General features: G+C 72.7%; 15 protein-coding genes and 1 pseudogene. 5 read left to right on the top strand and 11 right to left on the bottom strand.

All coding sequences use genetic code 11. The features are described from left to right. The 3 genes and pseudogenes from ACIP64_RS37615 to ACIP64_RS37605 form a co-directional block, all read left to right on the top strand. Positions 1–111 (top strand): annotated as a pseudogene (locus tag ACIP64_RS37615) (ketol-acid reductoisomerase); the annotation flags it as partial. Continuing rightward, the gene (locus tag ACIP64_RS37610; RefSeq protein ID WP_401596264.1) at positions 104–595 is read left to right on the top strand and encodes an MEKHLA domain-containing protein; all 492 of its coding nucleotides are present in this window, start codon (positions 104–106) and stop codon (positions 593–595) included. The pseudogene ACIP64_RS37615 and the gene ACIP64_RS37610, both read left to right, overlap by 8 nt. A 203-nt stretch (positions 596–798) precedes the next feature. Continuing rightward, a complete protein-coding gene (locus tag ACIP64_RS37605) occupies positions 799–1,239 on the top strand; it encodes a hypothetical protein (protein ID WP_401596262.1) in 441 nt (146 codons plus the stop codon). Positions 1,240–1,324: 85 nt separating this feature from the next. Here ACIP64_RS37605 and ACIP64_RS37600 read toward each other — a convergent pair whose 3' ends face one another. The 4 genes from ACIP64_RS37600 to ACIP64_RS37585 all read right to left on the bottom strand — a co-directional run bounded on the left by ACIP64_RS37600 (position 1,325) and on the right by ACIP64_RS37585 (position 5,349). Next, on the bottom strand, positions 1,325–2,020 hold the full coding sequence (locus ACIP64_RS37600) for a DUF4232 domain-containing protein (protein ID WP_401596259.1): 696 nt from the start codon (positions 2,018–2,020) through the stop codon (positions 1,325–1,327). A 365-nt stretch (positions 2,021–2,385) separates the two neighbouring features. After that, positions 2,386–3,861, bottom strand: coding sequence for a glycosyltransferase family 39 protein (locus tag ACIP64_RS37595; RefSeq protein ID WP_401596257.1), 1,476 nt, complete (start codon positions 3,859–3,861; stop codon positions 2,386–2,388). A 59-nt stretch (positions 3,862–3,920) separates the two neighbouring features. After that, positions 3,921–4,709, bottom strand: a complete 789-nt coding sequence (locus ACIP64_RS37590) for a class I SAM-dependent methyltransferase (RefSeq protein ID WP_401596254.1) — start codon at positions 4,707–4,709, stop codon at positions 3,921–3,923. A 22-nt stretch (positions 4,710–4,731) separates the two neighbouring features. Further along, positions 4,732–5,349 carry a winged helix-turn-helix transcriptional regulator gene (locus ACIP64_RS37585; RefSeq protein WP_401596273.1) on the bottom strand — a complete coding sequence of 206 codons (618 nt, stop codon included), beginning with the start codon at positions 5,347–5,349 and terminating at the stop codon, positions 4,732–4,734. A gap of 107 nt (positions 5,350–5,456) precedes the next feature. Between ACIP64_RS37585 and ACIP64_RS37580 the strand changes: the two genes are divergently transcribed. Together ACIP64_RS37580 and ACIP64_RS37575 are read left to right on the top strand one after the other, a co-directional pair. Beyond that, positions 5,457–6,668: a pyridoxal phosphate-dependent aminotransferase gene (locus ACIP64_RS37580; protein WP_401596251.1), complete on the top strand. Its 1,212-nt coding sequence runs from the start codon at positions 5,457–5,459 to the stop codon at positions 6,666–6,668. A 332-nt stretch (positions 6,669–7,000) separates the two neighbouring features. Beyond that, positions 7,001–9,229 (top strand): MMPL family transporter, encoded by a 2,229-nt coding sequence (locus ACIP64_RS37575; RefSeq protein ID WP_401596270.1) that lies wholly within the window; start codon positions 7,001–7,003, stop codon positions 9,227–9,229. A 108-nt stretch (positions 9,230–9,337) separates the two neighbouring features. Here the strand turns inward: ACIP64_RS37575 and ACIP64_RS37570 are convergent, their stop codons facing one another. From ACIP64_RS37570 to ACIP64_RS37540, 7 genes are all read right to left on the bottom strand, one after another. Next, positions 9,338–9,520, bottom strand: coding sequence for a hypothetical protein (locus ACIP64_RS37570; protein WP_401596249.1), 183 nt, complete (start codon positions 9,518–9,520; stop codon positions 9,338–9,340). Between the two features lie 50 nt (positions 9,521–9,570). Further along, a complete protein-coding gene (locus ACIP64_RS37565; protein WP_401596247.1) occupies positions 9,571–11,763 on the bottom strand; it encodes a VC0807 family protein in 2,193 nt (730 codons plus the stop codon). Positions 11,764–11,874: 111 nt separating this feature from the next. After that, positions 11,875–12,267 (bottom strand): tetratricopeptide repeat protein, encoded by a 393-nt coding sequence (locus ACIP64_RS37560; protein WP_401596244.1) that lies wholly within the window; start codon positions 12,265–12,267, stop codon positions 11,875–11,877. Continuing rightward, the gene (locus ACIP64_RS37555; RefSeq protein WP_401596241.1) at positions 12,264–13,253 is read right to left on the bottom strand and encodes a pirin family protein; all 990 of its coding nucleotides are present in this window, start codon (positions 13,251–13,253) and stop codon (positions 12,264–12,266) included. The genes ACIP64_RS37560 and ACIP64_RS37555 overlap by 4 nt, the downstream gene beginning before the upstream one ends. A 129-nt stretch (positions 13,254–13,382) precedes the next feature. Further along, positions 13,383–13,706, bottom strand: a complete 324-nt coding sequence (locus tag ACIP64_RS37550; protein ID WP_401596238.1) for a GNAT family N-acetyltransferase — start codon at positions 13,704–13,706, stop codon at positions 13,383–13,385. 16 nt (positions 13,707–13,722) lie between these two features. Next, positions 13,723–14,355, bottom strand: a complete 633-nt coding sequence (locus ACIP64_RS37545) for an FMN reductase (protein ID WP_401596236.1) — start codon at positions 14,353–14,355, stop codon at positions 13,723–13,725. Continuing rightward, positions 14,352–15,479, bottom strand: coding sequence for an LLM class flavin-dependent oxidoreductase (locus ACIP64_RS37540; protein ID WP_401596233.1), 1,128 nt, complete (start codon positions 15,477–15,479; stop codon positions 14,352–14,354). The genes ACIP64_RS37545 and ACIP64_RS37540 overlap by 4 nt, the downstream gene beginning before the upstream one ends. Positions 15,480–15,560 lie beyond the last annotated feature (81 nt).

Raw genomic sequence — 15,560 nt, 5'->3', positions numbered from 1 at the left:
GCCGGCCTGCCGAAGTACAACGAGTACAAGAAGGCCGACGAGAGCCACCTGCTGGAGACCACCGGCAAGAAGCTCCGCAAGCTCATGAGCTGGGTCGAGAACGGTGACTGACCCCTCCCCGCGGATCCCCGCGCCGTCCGACCGGCGCGGGGATCCGTGCTTCGCCAGCCTCCTCCTGGGCAGCTACCGCCGCCTGGTGGGCGTCAGCCTGGGCCCGCCGGTGTGGGCGTCGGACGCCGAAGCGGCCCGGTGGCTGTACGAGAAGGCGCCCTTCGGGCTGCTGGCGCACGATGCGTCGGCCGACCCGCTGTTCGTCTACGCCAACCGCACGGCGCAGCGGTCCTTCGGCTACACCTGGGAGGAGTTCATCGGCCTTCCCTCGCGCCGGTCGGCAGCGCCCGAGGCACAGCCGGACCGGGACGCGCTGCTCGCGTCGGTGAACGCCCTCGGCTACGCCGACGGATACCGGGGGCTGCGGCTGCGCAAGGACGGCCGGATCTTCCGGATCGAGGACGTCTGCATGTGGAATCTGACGGACGCCGACGGAACCCATCACGGCCAGGCCGCCGTGTTCCGCACCTGGTCGGCCGCCTGAGGCCTTCCGCTGGGGGCGGGGGGCGGCGCGGGCACGCAGCGCTGCACCACACGGCGGGTCGTCCACCCCGACCGGGGACGGCGTCGCCGCACTCGTCGCGGCCGGCCGAACCGCTCCGAAGCGACCCGGTGCCATGCGGTTCCCCATCGTGCCTTCCCTGCGGCCGCCGCGGGCGGCGCGACAGGACCTGCTGGAGATCAGCGGTGACCTTCCACGTAGACCTGAGCCCCTACGTCGACGAGCCGGAAGACACCTTCCGGGAGGGCGAGGGCACTCGCGCGGTGACCTTCACCCCCCGCTGCACGCGGATCAACGTCGGCTGGCTCGCGGCCGACCACCCCTTCGACGCCGGCTTGCCCCCTGCCGGCTTCGAGGAACAACTCGACCGCATCCTGCACGGCCAGTACGTCAACGCCGCCCTGGGGACACACCCGTGCGACCTGTGCGACACCGCGAACGACACCGCACCAAGTGCGCCCCGCGGCAGCAGCGAGATCCGCGTCCCGGCCTCGCCCGCCGAGGCCCTTCGTCGATGCCGTGCCGGCGTGCGACGACAGCTGGCGCAACGGACCCCCGGTCCCCCGGCTCCCCGACGACGCCCGGCGACTCGACTTCGAAGCCGGCGACTGAGCCGTATCCCGTGACGGGCTCCAAAGGAGGCGGGGCCGGCCCCGACGTGGGGGCCGGCCGGGAACAGTGGCGCCGGGGGGGCGGCTCCCGTATCGGGGGTCAGCGGACGGGGTGGACCGGGCCGGTCTGGAGGCCGTGTGCGCCACGGACGCCGCACTCCGAGGTCTTCCACGGCACGTCGATCTGCTCCCGCGACTCCGGCGGGAAAACGGCCAGGAAGGACACGCTCGTCAACTGGCACTGCGCGTCGGAGAGTCCGGCCTGCCCGTTCAGCGCCTGTGCGTCGACGGCCGCGTGGGCACGGGGGATCAAGGTGACACTCGTGGCACGCATTCCGGGCGCACGGTCGGCGGCCGCACCGATCTGGGCGCCGTCACGGCCGCGGAAGGACACCCCGGGGAAGCCCGCCAGGGTGCACGGTGCAGTGCCCGTGTTCCGGAACACCAACTGGAAGTGCGTGCTGCCCACGCCACTGTCCTGGTTCTCGACGGAAACCCGCAGGTGTTCCGAGGTGCACCGCTGGGGCCCACCGTCGCGAACCGCCTCGGAGTCCGCGTCCTGCGCGCCCGAACGGTCCGTCGTCACGGCCCCGTCGGAGGGTGAGTCCTCCCCGCTGCGATCGCCCCGGGAGGTGGGCGAAGCAACACCCGCCGACGACGAGGACCCCTGGGCCGCCCCCGAAGAGGAATCCGAAGAGCTTCCGGCGGCCTTGCCGGTCTCCGGCCCGCACGCGGTGAGGGCGGCGAGCGCCACAGCGAGAACGGGTATGGCGCGGAGTGCGGTCGAGACCTTCATGACGTGCCTGCTTTCTTTTCCGTGCCGGGGCTTCTCCCCGTCACGGACCCCACTTTGGCAATGCATTCCGGCACGACGCCAGCCAGAAATGGCGCCGTGACAGCACCACTGATGAGCAGTTACGATCCGCGGACATTGAGGATCCGGCCGGGCCAACCTTCACGATTTCCCGATGGATATCCGCGCCAATGCCATTCGGAATTCGGCACCGAAATTCTATTGCGTTCCGCGGGTATGCGGCGTGCCGGTGGCGGGCGTTCCGGGCCACCGGCGATCGTGAAGAAGCGGCCGGGACATGGGAACGGCCGTATGGAAGGAGGGTGCGCGACGTTTCAGGTCACACCGCCTTTTGGCCGCCCCGGGGCTCAGTAGAAGTGCCGCAGCGACGGCCAGAGGGTCGACCAGGGGGCGGCGGGGCCGTCGCAGAGGACGATGGCGGCCTGCTGTTCCTCGTTGTCGACGCCGTGGCCGTTGTCGACCGTGCCGACCTGCCGGCAGCCCGTGAAGTGGGCTTCGATGCCGTCGGCGTCGCGCTGGCGGACCAGCAGGACGGGACCGTCGGCGGAGTCCGGGGGCGGGCCCCAGGCGTAGAAGCTCATGTGACCGGAGTACGGGGCGGGCAGGCCGCGCGAGGGGCCGTAGTGGGCGAGGGCACCTGCCTCGCCGTAGTTCTGGGCGAGAAGGACGGCGCGGCCGCGGTCCGCCTCGGGGATGCGGGCCCACGCCTCGGCGGTGGCGTCCGCGAGGCGGGGCCAGCCGATCTGCTCGCCCTGCTCTGCGTTGATGGCGTTCACGACGGAGACCGCGCCCGCCGGCAGCACGGGCAGCGACAGCAGCGCGGTCAGCACGGCCGTCAGCGCGACCGGCAGAACCGTGTCCCGGGGTTTCGCGGCGTAGCGCTCGCAGCCCGCGGCGAGCAGGACGACCAGCAGCGGGAGCGCGTAGTAGGGCTTGCCGCCGCTCGCGAGCACCAGGGCGCACAGGATCAGGTAGGCCGGTGCGAAGGAGCGGGCCCAGCGCAGCTCCGGGTCGCGCCACAGCCGCAGGCCGCCGGAGATCCAGACGGGGACGAACACCGGGGAGAGGTAGAGGAGTTGCTCGGGGACGAACAGCAGGCGGTTCTCCATGCCGTCGTCGGTGCTGATGCCGCCCGCGACGGTGAGCTGCGGCCAGCCGTTCCGGGCCTGCCACCACAGGTTGGGCAGGGCCAGCGCCAGTGCGAGCGCGGCACCCGCCGCGGGCCACGGGCCGCGCAGGACCCGGCGCGGCCCGGTGAGCAGCAGCCCGCAGAACAGGGCGAGGACGAGCAGCACCACCAGGTACTTGTTCTCCAGGCCGACGCCGACGGCCGCGCCGACCCCGAGCCACCACCGGCCGTCCCCGGTGCGCAGCAGCCGCAGCACGAACCAGCAGACCCCGAGCCAGGCGAGCACGTCGAGGGTGGCCGTGGAGACCATGTGGCCGACGGCCAGGATGAATCCGGAGACGCCTGTGAAGACGGCGGCGAGCACCTGTCCCTGGCGGCTCCCGCCCAGTTCGCGGCAGATGGCGGCGGCCAGGAAGACGATCGCGGCGCACGCGGCGGTCGCCGCGACGCGCAGCCCGGCCGGGCTGTCGCCGAAGGCGGACGTCGACAGCCGCGCGACGAGCGGGGTCAGCGGGGGCTGGTCCACGTAGCCCCAGGCGGGGTGGTCGCCGGCGACCAGGAAGTACAGCTCGTCGCGGTGGAAGCCGTACCGCCCCGACAGCGCGGTCAGGACCGCCGCGAGCACCAGGGCCACCAGCGCGACCGGTCGCGTCGCGTACGCCACCACTGCCGGCCGCCCAGCCGTCGACGTCATCCCCCCACCCCCGGCGACGACGGTACCGGGGCGCCGCGACGGGGGCCAAGGGCCTTTGCTCAGTCGATGTCGAACCGGCTGAAGCGTGAACCACCCTTTGCGGAAAGGTGGTTGAGGAGTCCGCTGAGTACCCGGCGTCCCGGGGTGAGGCGGGTGCGGGCCTCCGGCGGCAGCTCCCACAGGGCGCGCGAGTCACGCAACCGCAGTCCCCAGTCGGCGAGTTCCCGCGGGTCCTCGCAGCTCCAGGCGACATTGACGGCGCGCTCGCGGCGGGCGACGGCGGCGGGGACGGTGTCCATGAGCAGGACGGAGCCGGGAAAATGCGTCGTGACCAGCCCGATCGCGGTCCTGACCGCCGCCTCGGTGAGGTAGACGAGCACGGCCTCGGAGACGAAGAGGTACGGGCCGGGCGCGGCCCCGACGGCGGCGGTCCAGCCGGGTTCGGTGACGGAGCCGGCCACCATGCGCCGCCGTCCGCTCTCCTCCAGCAGCTCGCGGCGGAGCGCGATGACATCGGGCAGGTCGATTTCGACCCAGGTGGCGGTGCCGTTGTCCAGCCGCTCGTAGCGGGTGCCGAGGCCGCAGCCCAGCTCGACGACCGTCCCCGCGGGGTGGGCGTCCAGGAACTCGCGGACCCAGGCGTCGAGGATGACGCCGCGGAACACCGCCCCGAGGAGCCTCAGGCCGCCGCCGACGCGGGAGAAGTCGTAGTCCAGGGACTCCACCAGCTCCACGGCCTTCGGGTCGCGCGTCAGCGGCCGCCGCCGGGCCGTCTCGGCCGCGCGGGCGAACAGCGGTATGAGCAGGGTCTCCTGAACCCGGCCGAGTTCCACGCTGCGGCGTCCCATGGGAGCACGGTACCCCGCGGTCTCAGGCCCCGGCCCCGCGCAGGGCCTCCGCGAGGGGACCCTCCCCGGTCACCTCCGCGGCTCCGTCCCCCAGCGCGTCGGGCAGGGCGCGGGCGCCGGCCGGCAGGGCGAGGACCGCGTCGGGGCTCTTGGCGGGTCCGTCCGCGTACGCCGGGGTGATGCCGCCGAGTTCGATGTGGAAGGCGCCCTCGTCGAGGCGGACCTCGACCACTCCGCCGGGCAGTCCGGGGAGCGCGGCCAGCCGGCGCATCAGGGGCACGGCGGCCCAGTGCGCGCGGACGGCGTCGGTGGGGCGGGGCTCGCCCAGTTCGGCGGCGCCCCAGGCGGCGAGCGCACCGAGGACGGACAGCAGGTCCCGGCCGCGCGGGGTGAGTTCGTAGACGTACGCGGCGCCGGGGGGCGGCAGGCGGCGGCGGGTGGCCAGGCCGTCGCGCTCCATCTCCTTCAGCCGGGAGGCGAGGACGTCGGTGCTCACGCCGGGCAGGTCGGCGTGGAGATCGGTGTACCGGCGGGGGCCCGCGAGCAGCTCACGGACGATCAGGAGCGTCCAGCGCTCGCCGACCGTGTCGAGGGCACGGGCGACGGCGCAGTACTGGTCGTAACTTCGGCGCGGCATGATCCCAGTGTAGACAAAGAGTTGGACTTTCCAAGCTCGTACTTGGTAAAACCAAGCAGTAGCCTGTGCCTGACACAGCGGGGTGCGGGACCGGACCGGGAGGCCGTCGCATGGAGTACAAGCAGTCGAGCAAGCTGGCCGAGGTCTGCTACGAGATCCGCGGTCCGGTCATCGAGCACGCCAACGCACTGGAGGAGGCCGGGCACAGCGTCCTGCGGCTCAACACCGGCAATCCCGCGCTGTTCGGCTTCGAGGCCCCCGAGGAACTGCTCCAGGACATCATCCGCACCCTCCCCGCCTCGCACGGCTACAGCGACTCGCGCGGCATCCTCTCGGCGCGCCGCGCGGTCGCCCAGCACTACCAGGAGCGCGGCCTCGCCGAGGTGGACGTGGACGACGTCTTCCTCGGCAACGGCGTCTCCGAACTGGTGCAGATGGCCGTGCAGGCCCTGGTGGACGACGGCGACGAGGTGCTGATCCCGGCGCCCGACTTCCCGCTGTGGACGGCCGTGACCCATCTGGCCGGCGGCAAGGCGGTGCACTACGTCTGCGACGAGTCCGCCGACTGGTTCCCCGACCTCGACGACATCGCCTCGAAGATCACCGGCCGCACCCGGGCACTGGTGATCATCAACCCCAACAACCCCACGGGCGCGGTGTATCCGCGCGAGCTGCTGGAGGGCATGCTCGACCTGGCCCGCCGGCACCACCTGGTCGTCTTCGCCGACGAGGTCTACGACAAGATCCTCTACGACGACGCCGTGCACCACACGGCCGCACAGCTCGCCCCCGACGTGCTCTGCCTGACCTTCAGCGGGCTGTCCAAGGCCTACCGTGTCGCCGGCTTCCGCTCGGGCTGGCTGGTCGTGACCGGACCGCGGCAGCACGCCAAGAGCTATCTGGAGGGCCTGACGATGCTGGCCTCCATGCGGCTGTGCCCCAATGTGCCCGCCCAGCAGGCGATCCAGGCCGCCCTAGGCGGGCGGCAGAGCATCAAGGACCTGGTGCTGCCCGGCGGGCGGCTGCACGAGCAGCGCGACCGCGCGTGGGAGAAGCTCAACGAGATCCCGGGCGTCTCCTGCGTCAAGCCCAAGGGCGCCCTCTACGCGTTCCCGCGTCTGGACCCGAAGGTGCACCGCATCCACGACGACGAGAAGTTCGTACTGGACCTGCTGCTGCGCGAGAAGATCCAGGTGGTCCAGGGCACCGGCTTCAGCTGGCCGCGCCCCGACCACTTCCGCATCCTCACCCTCCCCCGCGCCGACGACCTCGACGCGGCGATCAGCCGCATCGGCCGCTTCCTCGCCGGCTACCGCCAGTGACCCGGGCCCGCCGCGCGGGTGGACGACCGGGGGACGACCGGGGGGTGACCCCACCGCCACCACGTGCCGGAAGACCCGTGGACAGGCGGTGCGTGTAGGGGACACCGGCACCTGGGGGCGGGGGTTTACCCCACTTCCCGGGGAGGAGAAACCCGCCGCGGAGTCACCGGTCAGCCGGATGGGGCGTCGATCCGGAGGCCCATAACGTCGTGGTCGAGGCGGTGGTGAGGTGCCACGGCCCGGCTCCGAGGGGGTTCGACACCGTGGCAAGCGCACACGGCCGCGTCCGTACCGCGAGTACGGCACACGGCAAGCAAGGGATCGCCGCCGCCATGGGCGGCTGGAGCGCCCGGCACCGGTGGACGGCGGTGGGCGGCTGGCTGCTCTTCGTCGCCCTCGCGCTGACCATCGGCTCGATGGCCGGCCGGGTCGACGTGACGGACAGCGAGGAGGTCCCGGGGGAATTCGGCCAGGCCGTACGGATCCTGGACGACGCGGGGCTGAGCAACGGGCCCGCCGGCGAGATGGTGCTCGTCCGGGCCGCGTCGGGGGCGGCGGCCGTGAAGGCGACCGACCCGGCCTTCCGGGCCACCGTCGACGACGTCATCACGGCGGTGAAGGGCACCGGTGAGGCCACCGCCGTCCAGTCGCCGTACGACATCAAGGCCGTGTCCGCGGACGGCCGTTCGGCCCTGGTGAAGTTCGACATGCGCGGCGACCCGGACACCGCGCCCGACCGTGTGCAGCCGGTGGTCGACGCCGTGCACGGCGTCCAGGACCGGCACGCGGACTTCACCGTCGAGCAGTTCGGCGAGGCCAGCTCGCAGAAGGTGTTCGACGACGCCTTCGGCAGCGACTTCCAGCGGGCCGAGTACTCGGCCCTGCCCGTCGCGCTCGGCATCCTGCTGATCGCCTTCGGCGCCCTGGTGGCCGCACTGCTGCCGGTCGCGCTCGCCATGACCGCCTTCCTGGCGACGAGCGGCCTGGTCGCGGTCGTGAGCCACGCGGTGCACATGAGCGACACCGCCAACTCCGTGATGCTGCTGGTCGGTCTGGCCGTCGGTGTCGACTACTGCCTGTTCTACCTGCGCCGTGAACGGGAGGAGCGGGAGGCCGGACACGATCCGCAGACCGCGCTGCGCATCGCCGCCGCGACCAGCGGACGGGCGATCCTGGTCTCCGGCGTGACGGTGATCGTGGCGATGGCGGGCCTCCTCTTCACCGGTATCGGCGACTTCAAGGCGATGGGCCTGGCCACGATGATGGTGGTGGCCGTCGCGATGTTCGGTTCGGTCACCGTGCTCCCGGCGCTGCTGTCCCTGCTGGGCGAGCGGGTCGAGAAGGGCCGGGTGCCCTTCCTGCGCCGGCGCGGCCGGGCCCGCAGCGGCGAGTCCCGCTTCTGGGGCACCGTGCTCGGCGGTGTCCTGCGCCGCCCCGCCGTGTCCGCCGCGATCGCCGGCGGGGCACTGATCGCCATCGCGCTGCCGGCGGTGGGCCTGAACACCGCCAACCTGACCCTCAGTCAGGAACTCGGCGACAAGCTGCCGGTCGTCCGCGCCTACGAGGACATCTCAGCGGCGTTCCCCGGTGGTCCCGAGCCGGCGCAGGTCGTCGTCAAGGCCTCCGACATCTCCGCGCCCGAGGTGCGCCGGGCCATCGACGCCTTCAGCCACGAGGCGGTGGCCAAGGGCGCCAGCCCCGGCCCGGTGGAGACCGAGACCCACCCCAAGGAGAACGTCGCCGTCCTCAAGGTGCCGCTGACCGGCGGCACGGACGAGACCAGGGCCGAGGCATCGCTGCGGATCCTGCGGGACCAGGTCCGTCCCGACACGCTCGGCAAGGTCGCCGGCGTCACCGCGCCCATGGCCGGGTCGACAGCCGCGTCGATGGACTTCACCGACAAGATCGGGGCCGCCGTGCCCCCGGTGTTCGCCTTCGTCGTCGTCTTCGCCTTCCTCCTGATGCTGCTCTCCTTCCGGTCGCTGACCATCGCCCTGACCTCGATCGTGCTCAATCTGCTCTCGGTGGGCGCCGCCTACGGCATCCTCACCGTGGTCTTCCAGCACGGCTGGGGCGCGGGCCTGGTGGGCGCCGAGGGCGTCGGCGCGATCGTGGCCTGGCTGCCGCTGTTCCTGTTCGTGATCCTCTTCGGGCTGAGCATGGACTACCACGTGTTCGTGGTCTCCCGGATCCGCGAGGCCCGTATGCGCGGTCTGAGCACCCAGGAAGCGATCCGGCACGGCATCACCACGACGGCGGGCGTGGTGACCAGTGCGGCGCTCATCATGGTCGCGGTGTTCGCGATCTTCGGAACGCTGTCGATGCAGAGCATGAAGCAGATGGGCGTGGGGCTGGCCTTCGCGGTGCTGATCGACGCCACCGTCATCCGCGGCATCCTGCTCCCCGCGGTGATGGCGCTGCTGGGCGAGCGCAACTGGTACCTGCCCTCGTGGCTCAACTGGCTGCCCGACATGACCCACGACGAGACGGTGATCGCCCCGCCGCCGGCCCGCCCGGAGGGCGTGCCGCTCCCCGTGGCACCCTCCGGCGCGGCCCGCTGAGCCCGCCGCCCGCGACCGGCGCTCCCGGCCCGGTCCCCGCAGCCGCGGGGGCCGGGCCGGCCCGATGGGTACGACAGCGGCGCCGGCGGCTGAACCGCGGACCGTCCGTCAGCCGGAGACCGCGGCGCGCGGGCGTATCGGCTCCCGCTCCTCCCCCGCCGTCCGGCCGGCCGCGGGACCGGCGGCGGGGGCGTGGAACGGGTCGAGGGAGGGCGCGGGTCCCCGGACCGGGGCGGGAGCCGCGAGGTCGGGGTCGGAGAAGAGCGCTGGCTCGTCGTGTGAGGTCGACATGCAGAGCAGCGTATCCCGTGTTCGAATATCTGTACGATCCCCCGAAAGGGTTATCGGGAAGCGGGACCGAACCGCTTGGCCTCCGGCTCCGGTTCCGCTCCCGCCGAAGAGGACTCCCACGGACCCCACGGCTCCAGCCCCGGCCCGTTGGGGCTGCCCGTCGCCGTGAAGGCGGCGAGGGCCCCCGCGAAGGCGCGCCCGAGGTCGAGGTCGGCCGCGTCCACCCGTCCCAGCGTGGGCGCGTCCCGGAAACTGTGGAAGTTGTTGAAGAGGAAGGGCAGTTCCGCACAGTGCGTGGCGCCCAGAGGGGTGCCCCCGATGGTGCCGTCCCCGGGCGTCCGCCGGGTGAAGCGGTACACGTACGCGGGGGACCCGTCGCGGGCGCACTGCCCGGCGATCTCGGCGATGCCCGCGCCGAAGACCTGGTCCGCGACGAGGTCCAGGGGCGCGTCGAAGGACGTGATGGACAAGAAGGCGGTCATCTCGTCCTGCGTACGGCCCAGCAGGACGTTCGTGCCGCGCAGGGCGCCGCCCGTCACCGCCTCCCGCCATCCCGTCGCCGCGAGCGCGCCGCCGCGCACCGGGTAGGTCGGCGGCGCGGTGTTGCCCGGCTGTGCGCGTTCCACCACGAGGCGCGCGTACGCCTCCAGCAGGCGTTCCACGGGCAGCGCCCGCAGCTCGGACGCCGCGGCGACCCCGGCCAGGCGCAGGTAGTGCGCGGCGGCGTCGGCCGCTTCCGCCGGGTCCTGCGGTTCCAGCGCCCACGGGCCGCTCTCGCCGATCACCCCCCGGACCATCCCGCGCGTCCCCGGGTCGAGCGCGAGGCCGAGCGCCGAGTACGCCCCGGCGGACTGGCCGCCGACGGTGATCCGGTCGGGGTCGCCGCCGAAGGCCGCGACGGAGTCCCGCACCCAGCGCAGCGCGGCGGCCTGGTCCTGGCTGCCGGGGTTGTCGGCCCCGATGTCCGGCAGGTGCAGATAACCCAGCGGGCCGAGGCGGTAGTTGACGGTGACGACCACGATCCCGCCGAGCGCCGCCAGCCGGCCGCCGTCGTAGAGGTCCCAGCCGCCCCCACCGCTGGTGAAGCCGCCGCCGTGGATCCAGAACAGCACCGGCCGGGGCGGCGCGCCGGCGTCCAGGGCGCCGTCGGGCACCCAGACGTTGAGATTGAGGCAGCCGGCCTCGTCGACATGGGGCTCGTGCGGCCCCAGGACCGCCTCCATCCGGCTGCGCCGCTGCGGGGCGTCGGGTCCGGAGCGCGCCGCGTCCCGCACGCCGTTCCAGCCGGGGTGCGGGCGCGGCGCGCCGAACCGCAGGTCGCCCACCGGCGACGCCGCGTAGGGGATCCCGCGGAAGGCGGTCACCCCGCCCTCCTCGACCACCCCGCGCACGGAGCCGCTCCCCGTGCTCACCACCGGCCTGCGCTGTTCGTGCGTGGTATCCATGACTGCTGGTCTACCGTCCCGCCATGACGGGCGCGCGCTGGGGGACCCCGTGGCGCCTCCGGAGGGTCCTGAAGACGCCCGGACTGCCGAATGCCCCGTCCCCGCCGGACCCGGCCGATGCCGCCGACCCGCCCTCCGCTTCCGGGGCCGCCGCCTGCCGGGCGCGCTCCTGGCCGCGGGCGGCCATCGGCGGCCGTAGAGGACGGTCCAGGCGACGAGGAGGGCCGTGACGGCGTACGCCAGGACCGAGTTGAGCGTCACCATCGTGGCGGTGGACAGCCGGTACGACAGACCGACGCGGGTCAGGGCCTCCAGGACGTACGCCGTCCCCCAGACGACGGTCATGGTGCGCATGACACGGCGGAAGCCGGCGTACTGCCAGAGGCCGTCGAAGCGCGCGGCGCCCTCCTTGGTCCCGTCGGTGCCGAACCTCCGGCCGAACCAGAACATCAGCGGCCGCGGCGCGAGCAGGCTGCCCAGGCGGACCACGCCGAACAGCCCCGTCACGGCCGAGTCCTTGACCAGGAGCAGCCGCGTCGAGTGCGGCCCGACAACGGTGACCACCACGGAGATGGCCAGGAAGATCAAGGTCATGATCGCGAACTCGTCCGCCTTGCGCCGCCAGGCCGGCGACACGACCGTCCCCAGCACCGGCCGGACACCGGAGATCAGCAGGGCGGAGAACTCCGGCAGGCCCGCGTCGGTGAGCACGTCGTAGGTCACGACGGGCAGGACGATGGTGCACAGGATCGTGAGCGCCCAGCCGAGCGCCGAGGACGCGCGTGATGGTCCGGACATGATTTCCCCCGTTGCCGACCGATGTCCGGGGGAACACATGTGCCGCGCCACCGCCCGGGCCGGGCATTTTGCCCGGCCTCGAGGCGGTGGCGCGGCACCGCGGGGACGGCCTCAGTCCTCCGGCGGCAGTTCCCCGGAGAAGGCCGCGGCCAGCCGCAGCCAGGGGGTCGCCTCGTCGCCGCGCCCCTGCCGCTGGAGGGTGCGGCCCAGCATCAGGTGCGCGTAGTGCTCGACGGGGTCGCGCTCGATCACCGCCCGCAACTGCTGCTCGGCGCGGCCGAGCTGGGCGGAGTGGTAGTACGCCCGGGCCAGCAGCAGGCGCGGCGCGACCTGCTCCGGGACCTCCTCGACCACGTCCGTCAGCAGGCGGGCGGCCTCCGTGTACTCCTTGGCCTCGAAGAAGAGCCCGGCGCGCTCCCAGCGCTCCGCCGTGGTCTCCTCGGCATCCGCGAAGGACTCGAAGGACTCGAAGGGTTCGTGGGACTCGAAACGAACGGGGTTCACGTGAGCTCCTCTCCGGGTGCGGTGTGCGGCATGCGGGGCGCCTGCTCGAAGCCGAGCCGGCCCTTGTTGAAGTCCTCGATCGCCTGCAGGACCTCGGCCTTGGTGTTCATCACGAACGGCCCGAAGTGCGCGACCGGTTCGCGGATCGGACGGCCTCCGAGCAGCAGCACGTCCAGGTCGGGCGTGCGGCTGTCCGGGTGGGCGGCCGCCTCCAGCGTCAGGGTGTCGCCCGCCCCGAAGACCGCGAGCTGGTGCGCGTCCAGCGGGCGCCGTTCGGCGCCGGCCGTGCCGCGCCCCGACAGCGCGTACGCCAGGGCGTTGAAGTCGGAACGCCAGGGCAGGACCAGGCGGGCCCCGGGGCTCAGGGTCGCGTGCACCAGGGTGATCGGGGTGAAGGTGCTGCCCGGTCCGTGGTGCCCGGCGACGTCGCCGGCGATGACGCGGACCAGCGCGCCGCCGTCCGGGGACGACAGCAGCGCGGCCTCGGGTCCCTCGATGCTCTGGTAGCGCGGCGGGTTCCACTTGTGGGCCCGCGGCAGGTTGACCCACAGCTGGATGCCGTGGAACAGCCCGCCGGAGACGACCAGTTCCTCCGGCGGCGTCTCGATGTGGAGGATGCCGCTGCCGGCCGTCATCCACTGCGTGGCGCCGTCGGCGATGGTGCCCCCGCCGCCGTGCGAGTCCTGGTGCTCCATGCGGCCGTCGATCATGTAGGTGACGGTCTCGAAGCCGCGGTGCGGGTGCCAGGCGGTGCCCTTGGGCTCGCCCGGGGCGTACTCGACCTCGCCCATCTGGTCCATGTGGACGAACGGGTCGAGGATGCGCGGGGAGACCTCGGCGAAGGCCCGGTGCACGGGGAAGCCCTCGCCCTCGTAACCGCGCGGGGCGGTGGTGACGGTGCGTACGGGGCGCTGCTGGGCGGCCGCCGGGTCGGGTTCGGCGACGCGGGGCAGGAGCAGCGTGTTCTCCACGGTCACGGCGGGCATGGGACGCTCCTCGCTCGTTGGAACGGTGCGGGGTCCGGGGCCGGACCTCCGTCGGCTGATTTAACATTCAACCAACCTGCTTCATTCCGGCCCTCCCCGCCCGTTCGCCCGCCCGCCCGGGACCGCGGCTCAGAGGCCGAAGCGCGCGCGCTGCCCCTCGGGCACCAGCTCCACGTACTCCGGGTGCTTGCCGATCCAGGCCCGGATGAAGGGGCAGAACGGCAGGACCCGCAGCTCCCGGTCGCGCGCCGCGTCCAGCGCGGCGCGGGCGAGCACCCCGCCGAGGCCCCGGCCGCCGAAGCGGGGGTCCACCTCGGTGTGGATGAACGCGATCTCGTTTCTGTACAGGTGGTACTCGGCGAAGCCGGCGAGCTCCTCCTCGCCTCCCTCGTCCACCGCGTCGAAGAGCTCGAAGCGTGACTTGTCCGGGTTGTCCGCGACACGTGCTGCCATGGTGCGGCCCTTCTTCCTACTCGGGCCGCAGGGCGGCCAGTTGCTGCTCGAACGGGACGACCGTATCGGCCGCCGAACGGGGCGCGGGCGGCCGCGTCACCAGCAGCCCGGCCAGCTCGCCCGCGGCGCGCCCGATCCGGGTCGGCAGGGTGTCGGTCAGCGGGTCGCCGCTGCCGCCCCAGTCCTCGGAGGCCGCGTAGACGGCGGTCGGCACGACCACCGCGCGCAGGTAGGCGAAGAGCGGGCGCAGTGCGTGCTCCAGGGACAGCGAGTGCCGGGCGGTGCCGCCGGTGGCGGCGATCAGCACGGGCTTGCCGGCGAGCGCGTCGTTGTCGATCACGTCGAAGAAGGACTTGAACAGCCCGCTGTACGAGGCGCTGAACACCGGCGTGACGGCGATCAGCCCGTCGGCCTCGGTGACCGCGGTGATCGCCTCGGCCAGCGCGCGCCCGGCGAAGCCGGTGACGAGGTTGTTGGCGATGTCCACGGCCAGGTCGCGCAGTTCGACCACGCGTACCTCGACCGGGCGGCCGGCGTCGGCGGCGGACAGCCGCACGGCCTCGGCGAGCCGGTCGCCGAGCAACCGGGTGGACGACGGGACGCTCAGCCCGGCGGAGACCACCACGAGCCTGACCGGTCCGCGGTTCATCGGACGTCCTCCGTCTCCTTCTCGGCCGCGGCGGCGGCCGCGGCGGACTCCGCGTCCCGCCGGGCGACCAGCGAGGCGTGGTCGGGCGCGTCCGGCACACCGGCCGGGCGGCCCTTGGCGAACTCCTCGCGCAGGACCGGCACGACCTGCTCGCCGAGCATGTCGAGCTGCTCCAGGACCGTCTTCAGCGGCAGTCCCGCGTGGTCCATCAGGAACAGCTGGCGCTGGTAGTCGCCCGCGTACTCGCGGAAGGACAGCGTCTTCTCGATGACCTGCTGGGGCGAGCCGACGGTCAGCGGGGTCTGCTCGGTGAACTCCTCCAGCGACGGGCCGTGGCCGTACACCGGGGCGTTGTCGAAGTACGGGCGGAACTCGCGCACGGCGTCCTGCGAGTTCTTCCGCATGAACACCTGACCGCCGAGCCCGACGATCGCCTGCTCCGGCGTGCCGTGCCCGTAGTGCGCGAACCGCGTCCGGTACAGCTCGACCATCCGCTTGGTGTGGGTGGACGGCCAGAAGATGTTGTTGTGGAAGAAGCCGTCACCGTAGTAGGCGGCCTGCTCGGCGATCTCCGGCGAGCGGATGGAGCCGTGCCAGACGAACGGCGGGACGCCGTCCAGCGGCCGCGGCGTGGAGGTGAAGCCCTGCAGCGGGGTGCGCAGGCGGCCCTCCCAGTCCACCACGTCCTCGCGCCACAGCCGGTGCAGCAGCGCGTAGTGCTCGACCGCGAGCGGGATGCCCTGCCGGATGTCCTGGCCGAACCAGGGGTAGACCGGGCCGGTGTTGCCGCGGCCCATCATCACGTCGACGCGGCCGCCCGCCAGGTGCTGGAGCATCGCGAAGTCCTCGGCGATCTTCACCGGGTCGTTCGTGGTGATCAGCGTGGTGGCGGTGGACAGGATCAGCCGCTCGGTGCGGGCCGCGATCCAGCCCAGCATCGTCGTCGGCGACGAGGGCACGAAGGGCGGGTTGTGGTGCTCGCCGGTGGCGAAGACGTCCAGCCCCACCTCCTCGGCCTTGAGCGCGATCGCGGTCATCGCCTTGATCCGCTCGTGCTCGCTCGGCGTCCTGCCCGTGGTGGGGTCGGCGGTGACGTCACCCACTGAGAAAATCCCGAACTGCACCGGCCTCGTCCTCCTCCGTCGCTTCGATCTATGTGGTTGATTATTCAACCACCCCGCCCAACGAGTCCACCCACCCTCCTA

Source organism: Streptomyces sp. NPDC088733 (assembly GCF_044751185.1).
Classification (GTDB): Bacteria; Actinomycetota; Actinomycetes; order Streptomycetales; family Streptomycetaceae; genus Actinacidiphila.
Note: the sequence above shows the minus strand (reverse complement) of the source record. Positions and strands in the feature narration are given on the sequence as shown.